The sequence below is a fragment of the Mesorhizobium sp. WSM4308 genome, assembly GCF_002294905.1.
Taxonomy (GTDB): domain Bacteria; phylum Pseudomonadota; class Alphaproteobacteria; order Rhizobiales; family Rhizobiaceae; genus Mesorhizobium.
In genome coordinates this window covers 140732-157129 of record NZ_NSFW01000001.1, presented here as the reverse complement: position 1 = coordinate 157129, position 16398 = coordinate 140732, and the positions used below count along the sequence as shown (strand labels likewise).

At 63.8% G+C, this 16398-nt stretch carries 17 protein-coding genes; 11 read left to right on the top strand and 6 right to left on the bottom strand.

Annotated elements, in window-relative coordinates:
• The first annotated feature begins 17 nt into the window (after positions 1 to 17).
• The 5 genes from CK227_RS00735 (at position 18) to CK227_RS00715 (ending at position 4986) form a co-directional block, all read left to right on the top strand.
• Positions 18 to 1034 (top strand): polyprenyl synthetase family protein, encoded by a 1017-nt coding sequence (locus CK227_RS00735; protein WP_019856937.1) that lies wholly within the window; start codon positions 18 to 20, stop codon positions 1032 to 1034.
• A gap of 109 nt (positions 1035 to 1143) precedes the next feature.
• Entirely contained in the window at positions 1144 to 1812 is a 669-nt protein-coding gene (locus tag CK227_RS00730; protein WP_095771071.1) for a GntR family transcriptional regulator, read from the top strand.
• Between the two features lie 187 nt (positions 1813 to 1999).
• Positions 2000 to 2593, top strand: a complete 594-nt coding sequence (locus CK227_RS00725) for a biotin transporter BioY (protein ID WP_095771070.1) — start codon at positions 2000 to 2002, stop codon at positions 2591 to 2593.
• Positions 2590 to 3027, top strand: coding sequence for a DUF1284 domain-containing protein (locus CK227_RS00720; protein WP_095771069.1), 438 nt, complete (start codon positions 2590 to 2592; stop codon positions 3025 to 3027). The genes CK227_RS00725 and CK227_RS00720 overlap by 4 nt, the downstream gene beginning before the upstream one ends.
• 183 nt (positions 3028 to 3210) lie before the next feature.
• Positions 3211 to 4986 carry a tetratricopeptide repeat protein gene (locus CK227_RS00715; RefSeq protein WP_095771068.1) on the top strand — a complete coding sequence of 592 codons (1776 nt, stop codon included), beginning with the start codon at positions 3211 to 3213 and terminating at the stop codon, positions 4984 to 4986.
• Positions 4987 to 5055: 69 nt separating this feature from the next.
• On the opposite strand, the gene CK227_RS00710 is transcribed toward CK227_RS00715, so the two are convergent.
• Positions 5056 to 5517 carry a GNAT family N-acetyltransferase gene (locus tag CK227_RS00710; protein ID WP_095771067.1) on the bottom strand — a complete coding sequence of 154 codons (462 nt, stop codon included), beginning with the start codon at positions 5515 to 5517 and terminating at the stop codon, positions 5056 to 5058.
• Between the two features lie 266 nt (positions 5518 to 5783).
• On the opposite strand from CK227_RS00710, the gene CK227_RS00705 reads away from it, so the two are divergent.
• On the top strand, positions 5784 to 6728 hold the full coding sequence (locus CK227_RS00705; protein ID WP_038645360.1) for a glycine--tRNA ligase subunit alpha: 945 nt from the start codon (positions 5784 to 5786) through the stop codon (positions 6726 to 6728).
• A gap of 61 nt (positions 6729 to 6789) precedes the next feature.
• Here the strand turns inward: CK227_RS00705 and CK227_RS36590 are convergent, their stop codons facing one another.
• Positions 6790 to 6966, bottom strand: a complete 177-nt coding sequence (locus tag CK227_RS36590) for a hypothetical protein (RefSeq protein WP_179295769.1) — start codon at positions 6964 to 6966, stop codon at positions 6790 to 6792.
• Between the two features lie 314 nt (positions 6967 to 7280).
• Between CK227_RS36590 and glyS the strand changes: the two genes are divergently transcribed.
• Complete coding sequence (gene glyS / locus CK227_RS00700) at positions 7281 to 9659, top strand: glycine--tRNA ligase subunit beta (protein WP_095771066.1); 2379 nt, start codon at positions 7281 to 7283, stop codon at positions 9657 to 9659.
• Between the two features lie 110 nt (positions 9660 to 9769).
• Positions 9770 to 10003: an ATPase gene (locus tag CK227_RS00695; RefSeq protein WP_095771065.1), complete on the top strand. Its 234-nt coding sequence runs from the start codon at positions 9770 to 9772 to the stop codon at positions 10001 to 10003.
• Positions 10004 to 10075: 72 nt separating this feature from the next.
• Here the strand turns inward: CK227_RS00695 and CK227_RS00690 are convergent, their stop codons facing one another.
• Both CK227_RS00690 and CK227_RS00685 read right to left on the bottom strand, forming a co-directional pair.
• The gene (locus tag CK227_RS00690) at positions 10076 to 10465 is read right to left on the bottom strand and encodes a hypothetical protein (RefSeq protein WP_095771064.1); all 390 of its coding nucleotides are present in this window, start codon (positions 10463 to 10465) and stop codon (positions 10076 to 10078) included.
• 182 nt (positions 10466 to 10647) lie between these two features.
• The gene (locus tag CK227_RS00685; protein ID WP_245318035.1) at positions 10648 to 11088 is read right to left on the bottom strand and encodes a hypothetical protein; all 441 of its coding nucleotides are present in this window, start codon (positions 11086 to 11088) and stop codon (positions 10648 to 10650) included.
• A gap of 162 nt (positions 11089 to 11250) precedes the next feature.
• Here CK227_RS00685 and CK227_RS00680 point away from each other — a divergent pair, with 162 nt between their 5' ends.
• From CK227_RS00680 to CK227_RS00670, 3 genes are all read left to right on the top strand, one after another.
• Positions 11251 to 12225, top strand: a complete 975-nt coding sequence (locus CK227_RS00680) for an L-threonylcarbamoyladenylate synthase (protein WP_179296352.1) — start codon at positions 11251 to 11253, stop codon at positions 12223 to 12225.
• Positions 12226 to 12234: 9 nt separating this feature from the next.
• The gene (locus CK227_RS00675; RefSeq protein WP_095771061.1) at positions 12235 to 13665 is read left to right on the top strand and encodes an FAD-binding oxidoreductase; all 1431 of its coding nucleotides are present in this window, start codon (positions 12235 to 12237) and stop codon (positions 13663 to 13665) included.
• A 184-nt stretch (positions 13666 to 13849) separates the two neighbouring features.
• Entirely contained in the window at positions 13850 to 14416 is a 567-nt protein-coding gene (locus CK227_RS00670) for a DUF6101 family protein (protein WP_095771060.1), read from the top strand.
• Here the strand turns inward: CK227_RS00670 and ubiA are convergent.
• Positions 14413 to 15396, bottom strand: a complete 984-nt coding sequence (gene ubiA / locus CK227_RS00665) for a 4-hydroxybenzoate octaprenyltransferase (RefSeq protein ID WP_179295794.1) — start codon at positions 15394 to 15396, stop codon at positions 14413 to 14415. The two genes, CK227_RS00670 and ubiA, sit on opposite strands and share 4 nt — an antisense overlap.
• Positions 15397 to 15464: 68 nt before the next feature.
• Complete coding sequence (locus tag CK227_RS00660) at positions 15465 to 16376, bottom strand: LysR family transcriptional regulator (protein WP_095771058.1); 912 nt, start codon at positions 16374 to 16376, stop codon at positions 15465 to 15467.
• Between the last annotated feature and the right edge of the window lie 22 nt (positions 16377 to 16398).

Genomic DNA, 16398 nt, shown 5'->3' with positions numbered 1-16398 from the left:
AGACGGGAGTTATTGTCGTGGGTGTCGTTCTCAACATCGAAAACGGGAAGCGGGAGCCCGCCTCCATCAAGGATCTGATCGATCTGACGGCGGCCGACATGGGACGCGTCAACGAATTGATCCTGTCCAAGGCCGGCTCCGACGTCGAGATGATTCCGGAGGTCGCCAACCATCTGATCTCGTCGGGCGGCAAGCGGCTCAGGCCGATGCTGACGCTCGCCGCCGCGCAGATGTTCGGCTATGCCGGCGAAGGCCATGTCAAGCTAGCCACCTCAGTCGAGTTCATGCATACCGCGACTTTGCTGCACGACGACGTCGTCGACGAGAGCGGCATGCGCCGTGGCAAGAAGACCGCCCGCATGATCTGGGGCAACCAGGCAAGCGTGCTGGTCGGCGATTTCCTGCTTGGCCAGGCCTTCCGCATGATGGTCGATGTCGGCTCGCTCGAAGCGCTCGACATCCTGTCGAGCGCCGCCTCGATCATCGCCGAGGGCGAGGTCATGCAACTCGCAGCCGCCAAGAACCTTGAAACCACCGAGGACGAGCACTTCGCCGTCATCAAGGCCAAGACAGCCGCACTGTTTTCGGCTGCCGCCGAAGTTGGACCGGTCATCGCCCAGGCGACCCGCAATGATCGCGCGGCACTACGCTCCTACGGCATGAATCTCGGGCTTGCCTTCCAACTCATCGACGATGCGCTGGATTATGGCGGCACCAGCAAGGACCTGGGCAAGAATGTCGGCGACGATTTCCGCGAGGGCAAGGTGACCTTGCCGGTCATCCTGGCCTACCGGCGCGGCACCAAGGCCGAGCGCACCTTCTGGAAGCGCGCCATCGAGGACAATGTCGTCGACGACGCGGGCCTGGAAAAGGCGATCGGCCTGATGACCCGTCACGGCGCCATCGCCGACACGATCGGCCGCGCCCGCCATTTCGGCGAGATCGCCCGCGACGCGCTGGCACCGCTGGAAGAAACGCCACAGAAATCGGCGCTGATCGACGTCATCGATTTCTGCATCAGCCGGGTGAACTGAGAAGGCCGTCTTTTCTCCGAATTTCCCGTCGCTTTGTACTGGGGAGAATGATGGCGAACACGGCCTCGTCGTCTCGACAAGCGGCCTTACGGCAAATTATCTATAAAACATGGCAAAGGGCACGGACGACACCATCGCGGTGCGCATCAGCAAGGCGCTGGCGGACCGCATCATCTCGGGCGCGATCGAGCCTGGAGCGCGGCTGCGCCAGGATCATGTCGCCGAGGAATTCAACACAAGTCATGTTCCGGTGCGCGAGGCCTTCCGCCGTCTGGAGGCGCAAGGCCTGGCCGTCAGCGAACCGCGCCGTGGCGTGCGCGTCGCGGCTTTTGATCTCGGCGAGGTCAAGGAGGTCGCCGAAATGCGGGCCGCGCTCGAAGTGCTGGCGCTGCGCCACGCCGCGCCGCATCTGACGTCGGCCATTCTCGATCTTGCCGAGGAGGCGACCAAGGCCGGCGACAAATCCCGCGACGTCCGATCCTGGGAGGAAGCCAACCGCGCCTTCCACCGGCTGATCCTGGCGCCATGCGGCATGCCGCGCCTGCTCGCCACCATCGACGATCTGCATGCCGCCAGCGCCCGTTTCCTGTTTGCGGCATGGCGCTCGGAGTGGGAGGCGCGCACCGACCAGGACCATAGGGCGATCCTGACCGCCTTGCGGCAGGGGAACACCGAATCGGCCGCGGCGACGCTGGGGCGGCATGTCCAATGGATCGGCCGCAAGCCGGTCAGGACGGCGTCCGGCGCGACGCGCGAAGCCTTCGCGATCGTGGGTTGATGCCCCTCACCCAAAAGCGGCCCTCAATTTGGGGCGCCATCCATAAAGCAATGACCTGAAGCGCATCGCGACGCAGTTCAGACGCTCTTTGTCGTGGGAAGGCTTGCTATGTTGCGAGAAATGTGGATTCGATAATAGATCGAAAACAGAAATTATCTATAATTTCAAATCGACCGAAGGGACCCTCATGACAGACATCGCATTCACGTCCAGCAAGCCGTCCTTCAGCCCGCTCCGGCTTCAAGACCGCTCGCTCGCCTGGCAAGTCGGAGCCGTGGTGCTCGGCACGCTGTTCCTGGCGCTGTCCTCCTACATCGAAGTGCCGATGGTACCGGTTCCCGTGACCATGCAGACCTTCGCGGTGACGCTGATCGGCGCGCTCTATGGCTGGCGGCTTGGCGCGGTCACCATTGCGGCATGGCTGGTCGAGGGTGCTGCCGGCTTTCCGGTGCTGGCCGGGGGCGCTGCCGGCGTCGCGCATTTCGTCGGGCCGACCGGTGGCTATCTCTTCGCTTTCCCGATCACCGGCGCGCTTGTCGGCTGGCTGGCCGAACGCGGCTGGAACGGCAACAGGGTGGTGCTTGCCTTCGCCGCCATGCTGCTCGGCAATCTTGCCTGCCTGGTGCTCGGCACGGCATGGCTCGCCGTCATGATCGGCACTGAGAAGGCCATTACCTTCGGCTTCCTGCCGTTCATTGTCGGCGGCTTGCTGAAGTCGGCGCTTGGTGCCGCGACACTCATGGCGCTCCCCCGTGGCAAGGCGAAGCCGGCCAATCCGTGACGATCAGGCTGCGCGCCCATCATCTCCTTTGCCTGCTCACCTATGTGGGCAAGGGATACAGCCCCGCCTTCACCGTCAATTATGACGCGATCGCGGAGCGCCTGAGCCGGGGCGAGGACATCCTCCTTGTTTCCGGCCCGGATGATGTCTGCGCGCCTTTGCTCGAAGGGCCGGACCCGCATTGCCGCAACGAGAGCGTCATCGAGCGGGACCGGCTTGCCGCACGCGATGTCGGGGATCTTCTGGCCCGACCAATCGAGCCCGGCGTCCGCCTCGATCTCGACGCGGCAATCCTGGCGCGGCTGCGACAGGCGTTCTCGATTGGTGGCGTGCGCAAGGCTTGCGGCGGTTGCGAATGGAACGAGCTGTGCGGCGCGATTGCGGCCGGCGGCTTTCCCGAGACGAAAGTGCAGCGATCCGTCGTGCAGCGCTGACCTTGACGCCGGCTTTTCCACGGCCGAAAATCTCCTCCAGCCATGGTTTGTTAATCGGCTGACCCGATTGTGAATTTCAGGCGGATTGAAGCGCGACCCCAAAAAGGCCATGCTTTGCCCGGAAAGATCGAGTCTACGTCGATCCCGCTGAAGCGGAGATGGCGCCTGGCTGAAAGGGATACGATGCAGCAAGGACGTGCGCGCTGGCTGACAAGGCTGGCAATTGTGACGGGCATGGCGATTTCGGCTTTGCCGGCCTATGCCAAGCAATCCACCGAACCGGTCAAGATCTCGTCGTTCTCGGGCGCCTATCTGGCAGCGCGGATCGCCGAAGGCGACAACGACCTCGACAGCGCCATCGCCTACTACAAGCAGGCCCTGGCCTTCGATCCGAGCGACACCGGCCTGCAGCAGAGCCTGATGCTGTCGCTGATCGCGCAAGGTCGCTTCGACGAATCCCTGGTCTATGCCGACAAGCTCAAGGAAGTGCCCGATGTCGAGCGCTTCTCGCGCCTGGCGCTGGCCGTTGATTCGTTCCACAAGAAGGATTTCACCAAGGCCCAGTACTGGCTGAAGCTGTCACTGGAGTCCGACCTTGACCGGCTGATTTCCGGCGTGATGTCCGGCTGGGCCGAACAGGGTGCTGGCCAAGCCGGCGACGCGATGGCTTCGATCGACAAGCTTCAGGGCCCGGACTGGTTCGGCCTTTTCAAATCCTTCCACCGCGCCCTGGTCGCCGATGCCTCCAACATGCCCGAAAAGGCCGAGGCGATCTACGCCGCGACGATGCAGGATACCGCCGCCGGCGGAGCCGCGCCCGAAACCTGGATGCGCAACGCGCAGGCCTATGCCTCGTTTCTGGCCCGCAAGGGCGACAAGGCCAAGGCGATCTCGGTGCTCGACCAGGCCGAGGCGTTTTCGCCGGGTAAGCTCGAAATCGTCGCCTTGCGCGACAGGATCAGCAAGGGCGACAAGATCGCGCCCTTCGTGTCCGGTCCGTCCGACGGTGCTTCCGAAATCCTGCTCGACCTCGCCACCGCGCTCAACCGGGGCGGCGGCGAGCCGTTCGTTCGCCTTTACCTGCAATATGCGCTCGCCCTGCGGCCCGACAGCGACGCGGCTCTCGTGCAACTCGCCGCCGTCGCCGAGCAGCTGAAGGACGGCGAGGGCGCCATCGCGCTCTATCGGCGGATTCCCGATTCTTCGCCGCTGAAGGAGCTTTCTGACCTGCAGCTTGGCCTCAACCTTGCCGATCTCGACCGCCATGACGAGGCGATCACCCATCTGAAGGCCTTCGTCGAGGCTCATCCCAACGACATGCGCGCCTATCTGGCGCTTGGCGGGGTCTATTCCTCCAAGGACGATTTCCGCTCGGCCGCCAGCCTCTACGACAAGGCCGTCGAGGCGCTGAAGACGCCGACCGCTGCCAACTGGAACATCTTCTACCAGCGTGGCATCGCCTACGAGCGGCTGAAGGAATGGCCTAAGGCCGAACCGAATTTCCGCAAGGCGCTGGAACTGCAGCCGGACCAGCCGCAGGTGCTGAACTATCTCGGCTATTCCTGGGTCGACATGAACACCAACCTCAAGGAAGGCCTGGCGATGATCCAGAAGGCCGTCGACCTCAGGCCGAGCGACGGTTACATCGTGGATTCGCTGGGCTGGGCCTATTTCCGCCTCGGCCGCTTCGATGACGCGGTGCGCGAGATGGAACGCGCCGTATCGCTGAAGCCCGAAGATCCGGTTCTCAACGACCATCTCGGCGACGCCTACTGGCGCGTCGGCCGCAAGCTGGAAGCCACCTTCCAGTGGAATCAGGCGCGTGACCTGAAGCCCGATCCCGACGTGCTGGCCACCTTGCAGCAGAAGCTGATGAAGGGCCTGCCGCCGATCGAATCCAACACGGCGCAGGAAACGCCCAAGGTCAAGCCCGAGCCGGTGCCTGTCCCGAAGGGGTGAGATCGGCTACTTTTGAATGCGAACGGGGCTTCTTTGGGAGCCCCGTTTTCGTTTGGAGGCGCGCAGCCCTCAAAACAGCTTCCGGTAGACGACGAAACCGGAGCGTTCGCCGACCTTGTCATAGAGTCTCATCGCGGTCTGATTGGTTTCGTGCGTCAGCCAATACACCCGTCCGGAGCCGGCGGCCTGCGCGCGCTCATAGACGCCTTCGATCAGCGCCCGGGCGATGCCTTTGCCACGCGAAGCCTGCGTGGTGAAAAGATCCTGCAGATAGCAGTTCGGTGCGATCGCCGTCGTGCTGCGGTGGAACAGATAGTGCACGAGGCCGAGGAGCTGTCCCTGGCTTTCAGCCACCAGCGCATGGACCGGTTCATAGGCGTCGAAGAAGCGCGACCACGTCATCGCGGTGATCTCGCTTGCCAGCGCCGTCTCGCCGGCGCGGCCATAAAATGCGTTGTAGCCGTCCCAGAGAGGCAGCCATTGCTCGTAATCCTGTCGCGTGACCGGGCGGACGATGATGGAGCTGGGCATGGCTGGACCTGTGGTCGTTGATTTGGGCTGTAGGGACGAAACAGACCGCAGGCTCCCGAGCCCGGCAATGGGCCAGTCCCCGGCAAAGTCTTCAACACCGCCCGGCATACTCACGGCGGCTCGCATCCGGCGCGCCCCTTGCTTGACGCTTCGCCGCCGTGTCTCTAGGACGGGCCGGCAAGAGCACGATCCCGAAAAGTGGATACCGGTTTTCGGAAAAGATCATGCTCGAGGACAGGCTCCAGCCTTTGATGTCGAGGCCACCCGTGACGATTGAAATCCCTGCCCATATGCACCCCAGCCGCTCGTTCCAGGGGCTGATCCTGACCTTGCACAATTACTGGGCGGCTTATGGTTGCGTCATCCTGCAGCCCTACGACATGGAGGTCGGCGCCGGCACGTTTCATCCGGCAACGACACTGCGCGCGCTCGGGCCGAAGCGCTGGAACGCCGCCTATGTCCAGCCCTCGCGCCGCCCCAAGGATGGCCGCTATGGCGAGAACCCGAACCGGCTGCAGCATTATTACCAGTACCAGGTGATCCTGAAGCCGAATCCGCCGAACCTGCAGGAGCTCTATCTCGGCTCGCTGGCGGCGATCGGCGTCGATCCGCTGCTGCATGACATCCGCTTCGTCGAGGACGACTGGGAAAGCCCGACGCTCGGCGCCTGGGGGCTTGGCTGGGAATGCTGGTGCGACGGCATGGAAGTCTCGCAGTTCACCTATTTCCAGCAGGTCTGCGGCATCGAATGCGCGCCGGTGGCGGGCGAACTGACCTACGGGCTGGAGCGGCTCGCCATGTATGTGCAGGGCGTCGACAATGTCTACGACCTCAACTTCAACGGCCGCGAAGGCGCCGACAAGGTGACCTATGGCGATGTCTTCCTGCAGGCCGAGCAGGAATATTCGCGCCACAATTTCGAATACGCCAACACGGCGATGCTGCTCAGGCATTTCGAAGACGCCGAGGCCGAGTGCAAGGCGCTGCTCGAGGCCGGCGCGCCGGCGTCGAATGACAATCTGCCGATGCACAAGATGGTCTTTCCGGCCTACGACCAGTGCATCAAGGCCAGCCATGTCTTCAACCTGCTCGACGCGCGCGGCGTGATCTCGGTTACCGAGCGGCAGAGCTACATCCTGCGCGTGCGCAATCTGGCGAAGGCCTGCGGCGAGGCGTTTTTGAAGACACAGGCGGGTGGATTGGCGGCCTGAGCAATTCCAGGAAAAGCGCGTAGCTTTTTCCCGGGGGAGTTGCGCCAAACAAAGCTCTGCTTCAGGCAGACCTCATCGTCTCGAGGGTAGCGTTGATCGGTGACAGGATCTGGCCGCTCGAGCCAGCCATTGTCCGCAATGCCTGCCGAACACCCGGCATCGAGAAAGCGCCATGGACCTGCGCGGTGAAGCAGGCGCTGAGCGCGAGGATCTGCAGAAGTCTGGATGCCGTTTTCATGGTCGTTCAGCCAATAGTTCCCTGCCTGAGCGTGGGTCGCTTCAGCGCTGCGTTCGGTTCATGGAAATCTTTGATCCAAGGACGGACTGGGGCGCCGCGTCCCGACAGGGCAGCCAAAATTTCTGGAAAGGGTGACAGCGGCCAGCCGAGTTGCTATGCCCCGCCCGGACCACTCTCCCGCATGAGCTGACCCCAATGCCTGACCTGCTTCTAGAACTTCGCTCCGAGGAAATCCCTGCCCAGCCGCGCGACCGCAGCGCCGGAGGCGCGAGGACGCGCAAACAGGAAACTGGCATGCGGGTGGAGACACTCTGATGCCGGATCTTTTGCTGGAACTTCGCTCCGAGGAAATTCCCGCCCGCATGCAGCGCAAGGCGGCGGGTGATCTCAAGAAGATGCTGACCGACGGTCTGGTCGAAGCCGGTCTGACCTATGAGGCGGCGCGCGAATACTGGACGCCGCGGCGCCTGACGCTCGACATCAGGGGCCTGACGGCGCGCTCGAAGGATATCCGCGAAGAGATCAAGGGACCATCGACGACGGCACCCGAGCAGGCGGTCCAGGGGTTCCTGCGCAAGGCAGGGCTGTCCTCGGTCGCCGAGGCGCATGTCCATTCCGACCCGAAGAAGGGCGACTTCTACGTCGCCCACATTTCGAAGCCGGGCAGGGCGGCCGAAGAGATCATCGCGGAACTGGTGCCGGGCATTATCCGCAATTTCCCCTGGCCGAAATCGATGCGCTGGGGACCGGCCTCGGCCAAGCCAGGCTCGCTGCGCTGGGTGCGGCCGCTGCAATCGATCCTGTGCACCTTCGGCCCGGAAACCGAGGAGCCTGTCGTGGTCGATTTCGAGATCGACGGCATCCGCTCCGGCAACGTCACATATGGCCACCGTTTCCTCGCCCCGGGCGAAATCACCGTGCGCCGCTTCGAGGATTATGTGAGCAAGCTGGAAGCGGCAAAGGTCGTGCTCGACGCCGACCGGCGCAAGGAGATCATCCTTGCCGACGCCCGCAACCTCGCTTTCGCCAACGGGCTCGACCTGGTCGAGGACGAAGGGCTGCTGGAGGAAGTGTCCGGTCTCGTCGAATGGCCTGTCGTGCTGATGGGCGAGTTCGAGCAGGATTTCCTCGCCATTCCGGCCGAAGTGATCCGGCTGACCATCCGCGCCAACCAGAAGTGCTTCGTCACGCGACCGCAAGGTGAAGGCGAGGCGCTGTCCAGCCGCTTCATTCTCACCGCCAACATCGAGGCCAGGGACGGCGGCAAGGAGATCGCCCACGGCAACGGCAAGGTGGTGCGCGCCCGCCTCTCCGATGCGCTTTATTTCTGGACCACGGACCAGGGCGATCTGCCGGACCTCGGACAACTCGAAGCCTCGGCGAAAAAGTTTGGCCTCGATCTGAAAAGGCCGCTCGACCAACGCATGGCCCGCCTCGACCATCTCGGCGTCACCTTCCACGCCAAGCTCGGCACCCAGGGCGAGCGGGTGGAGCGGATTGCCCAGCTGGCTGAAGACCTGGCACCGACCGTCAGTGCTGACCCGGCGCTCGCCGCACGCGCGGCGGTTCTCGCCAAGGCCGATCTCACCACTGAAGTCGTCGGCGAGTTCCCCGAATTGCAGGGCGCCATGGGCCGCAAATATGCGTTGCTCCAGGGCGAGCACCCATCCGTTGCAGCAGCCATCGAGGAACATTACAAGCCGCAGGGCCCGTCCGACTATGTGCCGAGCGACCCGGTGTCGGTCGCCGTCGCGCTTGCCGACAAGCTCGATACGCTGGTCGGCTTCTGGGCGATTGACGAAAAGCCGACGGGGTCGAAGGACCCCTACGCGCTGCGAAGGGCCGCGCTGGGCGTGGTGAGGATTGTCCTCGAAAACAAGATCAAGCTCGCCTTCAGTACCGCGATTGCCGCGACGGTCGCGGCCGCACTTGATGCCTATGAGAGCATGGGCGAAAGCGCTGAGAGCCGGGGCGCCGTGGCAATGCTGGATGCCCGGATTAAAGACTACAGGGGCGAGAGCCGACTGTTGCCGGAAGCGGGACTTATTGCCGACCTGGTGAGGAACGGCCTCGACAAGGCCATATCCGAAACATTCGAGGCCACCGATCCGGAGAGCGAATTCTTCGATGGGCAGCGTATGATGGAAATGCAGGCCTCCTTGGCTCCGTTTACCGCCGACCTCCTCGCCTTCTTCCACGACCGCCTCAAGGTCTACCTCCGCGACCAGGGCGCCCGCCACGATCTGATCGACGCCGTCATCACCCCGCAGTCCGACGATCTCCTGCAGATCGTTCGTCGTGTCGAGGCACTCGGCACCTTCCTCGACACCGAGGACGGCAAGAACCTGCTCGCCGGCACCAAGCGCGCGGCCAACATCCTGGCCGCCGAGGAGAAGAAGAAAACAGCTGTTGCCGAAACCGTTGAGCCGGCCTTGTTCAAGGAAAATGCCGAAAAATTGCTGTTTGTGGCGGTGAATCAGGCCGAGAAGCAAGCCGGCGAAGCGATTCAAAACGGAGACTTTTCCGCCGCCATGCTGGCGCTTAGCGCGTTACGCGAACCGGTTGATTCATTCTTTGAAGGTGTTCTCGTGAATGATGAAGACCTGGCGGTGCGAGCCAACCGTCTGGCGCTGCTCACGCGCATCCGCGCGGCCACCGGTCAGGTCGCGGATTTCTCGAAAATCGCCGGCTGAACGCTCAGGAAAAATATCTGCGAGCCGGCCGTTCGAGCCGGCTTACAGTCATATGACGATGATCTCTGCGTGGCAAAAGGGACATGTTCCCCAACCCAACGGAGGCTTCCATGAATTCCGATCACGACATCGAAGTGACTGAAGAAACCTCGGCCGCCGCCGAGGCGCTTGAATCCGCTTCCGAAACCGCCCTCGATCATGCCGCTGCCACGGCGGTCGAAGCCGCCGATCACTCTGATGACGAGGATGGCGACGTAGAAGAAGGCGACGACGCCGAAGACGAAGAAGAATCCGAAGGCGGCGAGTCCGAAGAAGACGAGGACGACAAGGAAGAAGCGGCCTGAGATTTCAATCCGGCTCTGTCGAGAAGCGGGCGGCACATCGGCGCCGCCCTTTGTCATCTTCCCGGACGCTTGTCAGTTCTCCAGGATGCGGACGCGCACGCTGTCCTCGTAGACGTCGACCTGGATCAGCGGTTCTCCATTGACGATGGCGCGCTTGGTCGACGAACTCATCGCGCCGGGACGCTCCAGCATGCGCTGCAGGTCCGCGCGCTGGTCGTTGGTCCTGAACCAGGCATCACCCTCATCGTCGCTGTCGCGGCGATGGAATTTGTGCCAGTTGGCGCGGTCCTGCCGCACCATCTGCGCGGCGTTGTCCAGCGCATAGCCGTCGCTCGCCTGATGGTCCCGATCGGAAATACGCGCGACATAGGATCCCAGCATGTCATCGGCTTGCGCTGCACTGGCGCCCAGCAGCGATGCCAGCAGAAGTCCGGCCACGGTAACGATCTTGCATAGTCTCATGATCAACCCCCTTTGAAATAAAACCCGGCTGCCAGAGCCGCCCCTTTCCCTGAATCGCTCGACCAAATTCAGGCGGCGGCTTCGAGCGGCAAGATATGCCGGCACGAACTCGCGCGGCAATGGTGCGCAAGGCCCCATCAAGCTGTCAACGAGCTGGCCCAGTCCAGCAGTTTGCCGGCCGGCTACTTGACCTTGCCGACCTTGGAAGCGGGCGCCGATGCGGCTGCCGGTGCGGCCGGCTTCTTCTGCGTGCCCGACGCCGGAGCCGCCGAGGCGGTCGCCTGGGCCGGGGCAGGAGCCGCGGCGGTGGTGGCGGCCGGTGCCTTGGTTTGTGTCGGTGTCGAGAAATCGCCGCCGACGATGCCGCCGCGAATGATCATCGGGCTTGGCATGAAGCCGTGCTGTGCCTCGGGCGGGTTGGGGATCGCCGCCACCTTCTCATAGGTGACGTCGGGCTCGCCGAGTGCGACGACGGACACCACATCGCTTGCCTTGATATCGGCCGCCTTCAGGGTCAGGATGGAGGGCGTCGCGGCCGGCGGGCCGGGAAAGACCAGGGACGAGGCCTGAACTCCGCTGGCCATCGTGGCCAGAGTTATTCCCAGCAGTACGCGCACAGACACTGATATAGCTCCCCTTTGCCCCGAAGCTGTTCAATAGCAGGCCAGAATTGATGCCGGCTTTCGCACAAACATAGCATTTTAGGGATTGATAAATCGCCAAGACCCTCTCTTGCCCAACAGCCGCCATCGTACTACGCAGCCGGCATCTGCGAGGTGACGAGAGTGGCTGAGATACTTGCCGTCGGCGAGGCGCTGGAGCGGGCGCTGGCTTTGCTTCAGGGCGGCGACGTCGTCGCCATTCCGACGGAAACCGTCTACGGGCTTGCCGGCGATGCCACCAACGGCATCGGCGTGGCGCGCATCTTCGAGGCCAAGGGGCGGCCGCGCTTCAATCCGCTGATCGCCCATGTCGCCGACATGGCCATGGCCGAGCGCATCGCCGTGTTCGATCCGCTGTCGAAGAAACTCGCACAGGCCTTCTGGCCGGGTCCGCTGACGCTGGTGCTGTCGCAGCGGCCCGGCAACGGCATCCATCCACTGGTCACAGCCGGGCTCGACACGATCGCCTTGCGCATGCCGAGGGGCTTTGGCGGCGACCTCATCGCAAAGCTCGGCCGGCCGCTGGCCGCGCCCAGCGCCAATTCCTCCGGCAAGATCAGCGCGACGACGGCGCAAGCGGTGGCGGCCGATCTCGGCGCCCGCATCAAGCTGGTGGTCGATGGCGGCGCGACGCCGGTCGGACTGGAATCGACCATCGTCAAGGCCGAAGGGGCAGGAGTGCGCCTGCTCCGGCCTGGCGGCATCGCCGCCGGGGAGATCGAGGCGGCCATCGGCATGGAACTGTTGCGCGGCGGTGCAGTCGGCGTCGAGGCGCCAGGCATGCTTGCCTCGCACTATGCGCCGGGTGCTGAGATGCGGCTCAATGCCGGAATGGTCGTCGAGGGCGAGGCGCTGCTTGCCTTCGGCGATCAGCGAGCCGAAGGCTGGCGCAATGCTGCCGCGTTCCTCAACCTGTCCGCGTCTGGTGACCTGCGTGAAGCGGCGAGCAATCTTTTCGCCTATATGCAGGAACTCGATCGCAGCGGCGCGCGCACCATCGCGGTGGAGACGATTCCGTTCGACGGGCTCGGAGAGGCCATCAATGACCGGCTCGCTCGCGCGGCCGCCCCTCGTGACAATGCACAGCCCACAACATAGTTTTGCCGCATGACCGAAATCGCAAAGACACTCGATCCCGCCCTCATCGACCGCTTTGCGGCGATCGTGGGTGACAAATACGCGCTGCGCGACGAGCAGGACATTGCGCCTTATCTCGTCGAGCGGCGCGGGCTCTGGCATGGCGCGACGTCGCTGGTGCTGCGGCCGGGTGGCGTCGACGAGGTCAGCCGCATCATGCGGCTGGCGACCGAGACGGCAACGCCGATCGTGCCGCAAAGCGGCAACACCGGGCTGGTCGGCGCCCAGGTGCCGGACAAATCCGGTCGCGAGATCATCCTGTCCTTGTCGCGGCTGAACCGCATCCGCGAGATCGACGTCCTGTCCAACACGGTGACGGCGGAGGCCGGCGTCATCCTGCAGACGCTGCAGGAGGCGGCCGATGCCGCCGACCGGCTGTTTCCGCTGTCGCTCGCCGCGCAAGGCTCCTGCCAGATCGGCGGCAATCTTTCTTCCAATGCCGGTGGCACCGGCGTGCTGGCCTACGGCAATGCCCGCGAACTCTGTCTCGGTGTCGAAGTGGTACTGCCGACGGGCGAGGTCTTCGACGATCTGCGCAAGCTGAAGAAGGACAACACCGGCTACGATTTGAAGGATTTGTTCGTGGGTGCCGAAGGCACGCTCGGCGTCATCACCGCCGCCGTGCTGAAACTGTTCCCGAAGCCGAAGGGGCGTGAGGTCGCATTCGTCGGCCTGTCGTCTGCCGAAGCGGCGCTGTCGCTGTTCAGCCTGGCGATGGACCGCGCCGGCGCTTCGCTCACCGCCTTCGAATTGATCGGCAAGAGACCCTACGATTTCACGCTCAGGCATGGTCAAGGTGTCGTGCGGCCGCTGGCCGACGACTGGCCCTGGTATGTCTTGATGCAGGTTTCCTCCGGCCGCTCGGAAGCCGATGGCCGGGCGCTGATCGAGGAGGTGCTGGCGGATGGCCTCGAGCAAGGCATCGTTGGCGATGCGGTGGTCGCGGCCAGCCTTGCCCAGGGCGACGCTTTCTGGAATTTCCGCGAGACGCTGCCCGAATGCCAGAAGCCGGAGGGCGCCTCGATCAAGCACGATATTTCGGTGCCGATCGCATCGATCCCGCGCTTCATCGCAGAGGCCGCCGGCGCGGTGGCGTCGGTCAGTGCCGGCGCCCGCGTGGTCTGCTTCGGCCATATGGGCGACGGCAACCTCCACTATAACATCTCGCGGCCCGTCGATGGCGACGATGAGGCGTTTCTCGCCCTCTACCATCCCATGAACAAGGCCGTGCACGATGTCGTGCGCGCCTTCCACGGTTCGATCTCGGCCGAGCACGGCATCGGCCAGTTGAAGCGCGACGAACTGATCGCCACGGCACCGCCGATGGCCATCGATCTGATGCGCCGGGTGAAAGCCGCCTTCGATCCGGCCGGCATCATGAATCCCGGTAAGGTTATCTGATCCTTTCAACATCTAGTGGCCGGTGGCATTCCGATAACCATCCCTGAGATCAGCAAAATTTAACCGACTTTCTTAAGCGCGGCGGTAAGGAGCCCGCGCTACTGTTTCCCCATAACGAGGCCGGGAAAACTGGCCCGGAGAGAACCGGACACCGGCTCTCAGGAGACAGACAGGAAGGCACTCTATGAACACCGGACTGAAGCCAGTCTGGGCGGGACGCAACATGCGCCTCGACCCATTCCGACTGCCCCAGATGGTCAGCTACGCCACCCGCGACGATTATGGCGACGTGACGTTCACCATCGACCACCGTGGCGCCGTGATCCGCCGCATGCTCGAGATGAGCGGCGTGCCGGCGATCATCGCCCTGCCGGCCAATGCGTTCCGCGGCGTCGCCGCCCGCGCAATGGAGGATCCGGAAGGCAACGTCACGGTGACCCTGGAACTCCTGCACAATGATCCGATGCTGTCGGTGCCCCTGCTGGTCGCCGACGATCTCGACGATGTCGCCGCCGACTGGCGCGCCTGGGCCGATGCCTACCGCCTGCCGATGCTGTTGATCGAATCGGACGGCGTCGCCCGCACCCTGGAGGAATCGCTCGGCGCCGCCATCAAGACGCTGCCGCCGCAGGATCGCCGCAAGGGTCGCGTTTCCAACACGCGCCGCCCTCGCTTCCTTGCCCGCCGCAGAGCCGGCAACCTCGGTCTCAGGCTGGTCATCGGCGGCCAGGAGATCATTTCACGCGACTAAACCAGCGGCTTCAGCGCCACCCACAATGCGCCGCCGATCAGGCCGAGGAAGATCAGCCAGCCGACCTGGTTGTTCGACCGGAACAGCCGCAGGCATTGGTCCGGATCGTTGATGTCCAGAACCGCGATCTGCCGCGCCATATGGGCGCCGGCGGCGATCAGTCCGGCGAGCGCCACCACGGGCGCCTGCGCCGAGGCGAAGGCGATGGCGAAGCAGACCAGTGTGCCGCCGTAAAGTCCGGCCAGCCACGATTTGGTGTTGTCGCCGAACAGCCGCGCCGTCGAGCGCACGCCGACAATGGCGTCGTCTTCCTTGTCCTGGTGCGCATAGATCGTGTCGTAGCCGATCACCCACAGGATCGAGCCGATATAGAGCATGATGGCGGGGCCATCGAGATCGCCGAACTCGACCGCCCATCCCATCAGCGCGCCCCAGGAAAAGGCAAGGCCGAGAAACAATTGCGGCCAGTTGGTTATCCGCTTCATGAATGGATAGATGGCGACGATCACCAGCGAGCAGATGCCGAGCAGAATAGCGAAGCTGTTGAACTGCAGGAGCACGACAAGGCCGACCAGGGCCTGCAGGACAAGAAACAGCCAGGCCCGACGGCGCGTGGTCTGGCCCGATGGCAGCGGACGCGAGCGGGTGCGTTCGACCTGGTTGTCGATGTTCTCGTCGACGATGTCGTTATAGGTGCAGCCGGCGCCGCGCATGGCGATGGCGCCGACCAGGAACAGCACGAGATACAACGGCGCCGGCAGCAGTGAGAGCAGCGGGTCGCCGGGGCGCGGATAGGCGCTTGCCGCGAGCGCCGCCGACCACCAGCATGGCCACAAAAGCAATTGCCAGCCGATCGGCCTGTCCCATCGCGCGAGCTGCGCATAGGGCCAAACCGCGCGCGGCAGCACACGATAGACCCAATGGCCGTTCGGCGCATCGGCAACACGGCCCTGGGCCGCTTTCGACTGGATAGGTTCCATGTCCATGGAGTGGCAGCAGCCGCGGAAACCGTCAAGCGGCAAGCGGATAAGCAGCGACCGTCAGCCTGTCAGGAGGTGAAGATGTCGCGCGTGGAAAACCAGTCTTTCGCCGTCTCGACGAATGCCAGTGCCGCATGCGACACGCGTTGATGCGTGTCATAGGTGAGGATGATGCGTTGCATCGGCAGCGGATCCGACAGCGGCTTGCAGATCAGGGGCAGTCCATCATAGCTGCGGTCGCCATGCGGGCGGGTGTAGCTGACGGCGACGCCAAAACCGTTCGCCACCATGCTGCGCTGGAGTTCGAACGAGCTTGTCGCCCTGTCGGCCACCGGCGAGAGGCCACGGCCACGGAACAGGTCGAGAATATGCTGCCAGCTGTGCGGCTGGTCCGTCGTGATCAGTGGATAGGCCGCCAGATCCGCCAGGCTGACCTCGGAATAGCCCACCAGCGCATGACCTGCCGGCAGCAATGCGTGCGGCCGCAGCTCGTGCAGCAGGATGCGGGCGAAATGCGCGGGCAGGCCAAGATCGTAGCTGAGGCCGAGATCGATGGCGGCATCCGCCAGACGCCGCCCGAGCGTTTCGAACGTTTCGTCGCGAACGATCACCGTGACGTCTGGATGGCGTTCGGAAAAGGCGCGGATCAGACCTGACGCGAAATAGGGCGCCAGATCCTCGAAACATCCAAGCACCAACTCGCCGCCGATGGCGGAATTGCCCGAACCCAGGCTCATCAGTTCGTCGGTCTCGGCAAGAACCTGTTTTGCCTTGGCCACGACGACGCGGCCGAAGGAAGTCAGCGAAACGCCCCTGCCGCGCTGGCGCACGAACAGCTTCTGGCCAAAATCCTTCTCGACCGCGTCGATCGCCACCGAAATCGAGGGCTGGGAAATGTTCAGTGCTCTGGCCGCGCCGGTGACGCTGCCGAGGCGGGCGACAGCGACCAGATAACGCAATTGGGTGAGGCTGAGGCCCATAGTCCTGTTCTATGTGTCAGAT

Coding starts and splice junctions, on each gene's coding strand:
- CK227_RS00715 (WP_095771068.1), top strand. CDS start 3,211: ATGCAGCAAGGACGTGCGCGCTGGCTGACAAGGCTGGCAATTGTGACG.
- CK227_RS00695 (WP_095771065.1), top strand. CDS start 9,770: ATGAATTCCGATCACGACATCGAAGTGACTGAAGAAACCTCGGCCGCC.
- CK227_RS00675 (WP_095771061.1), top strand. CDS start 12,235: ATGACCGAAATCGCAAAGACACTCGATCCCGCCCTCATCGACCGCTTT.
- glyS (WP_095771066.1), top strand. CDS start 7,281: ATGCCGGATCTTTTGCTGGAACTTCGCTCCGAGGAAATTCCCGCCCGC.
- CK227_RS36590 (WP_179295769.1), bottom strand. CDS start 6,966: ATGAAAACGGCATCCAGACTTCTGCAGATCCTCGCGCTCAGCGCCTGC.
- CK227_RS00660 (WP_095771058.1), bottom strand. CDS start 16,376: ATGGGCCTCAGCCTCACCCAATTGCGTTATCTGGTCGCTGTCGCCCGC.
- CK227_RS00670 (WP_095771060.1), top strand. CDS start 13,850: ATGAACACCGGACTGAAGCCAGTCTGGGCGGGACGCAACATGCGCCTC.
- ubiA (WP_179295794.1), bottom strand. CDS start 15,396: ATGGAACCTATCCAGTCGAAAGCGGCCCAGGGCCGTGTTGCCGATGCG.
- CK227_RS00725 (WP_095771070.1), top strand. CDS start 2,000: ATGACAGACATCGCATTCACGTCCAGCAAGCCGTCCTTCAGCCCGCTC.
- CK227_RS00690 (WP_095771064.1), bottom strand. CDS start 10,465: ATGAGACTATGCAAGATCGTTACCGTGGCCGGACTTCTGCTGGCATCG.
- CK227_RS00730 (WP_095771071.1), top strand. CDS start 1,144: ATGGCAAAGGGCACGGACGACACCATCGCGGTGCGCATCAGCAAGGCG.
- CK227_RS00710 (WP_095771067.1), bottom strand. CDS start 5,517: ATGCCCAGCTCCATCATCGTCCGCCCGGTCACGCGACAGGATTACGAG.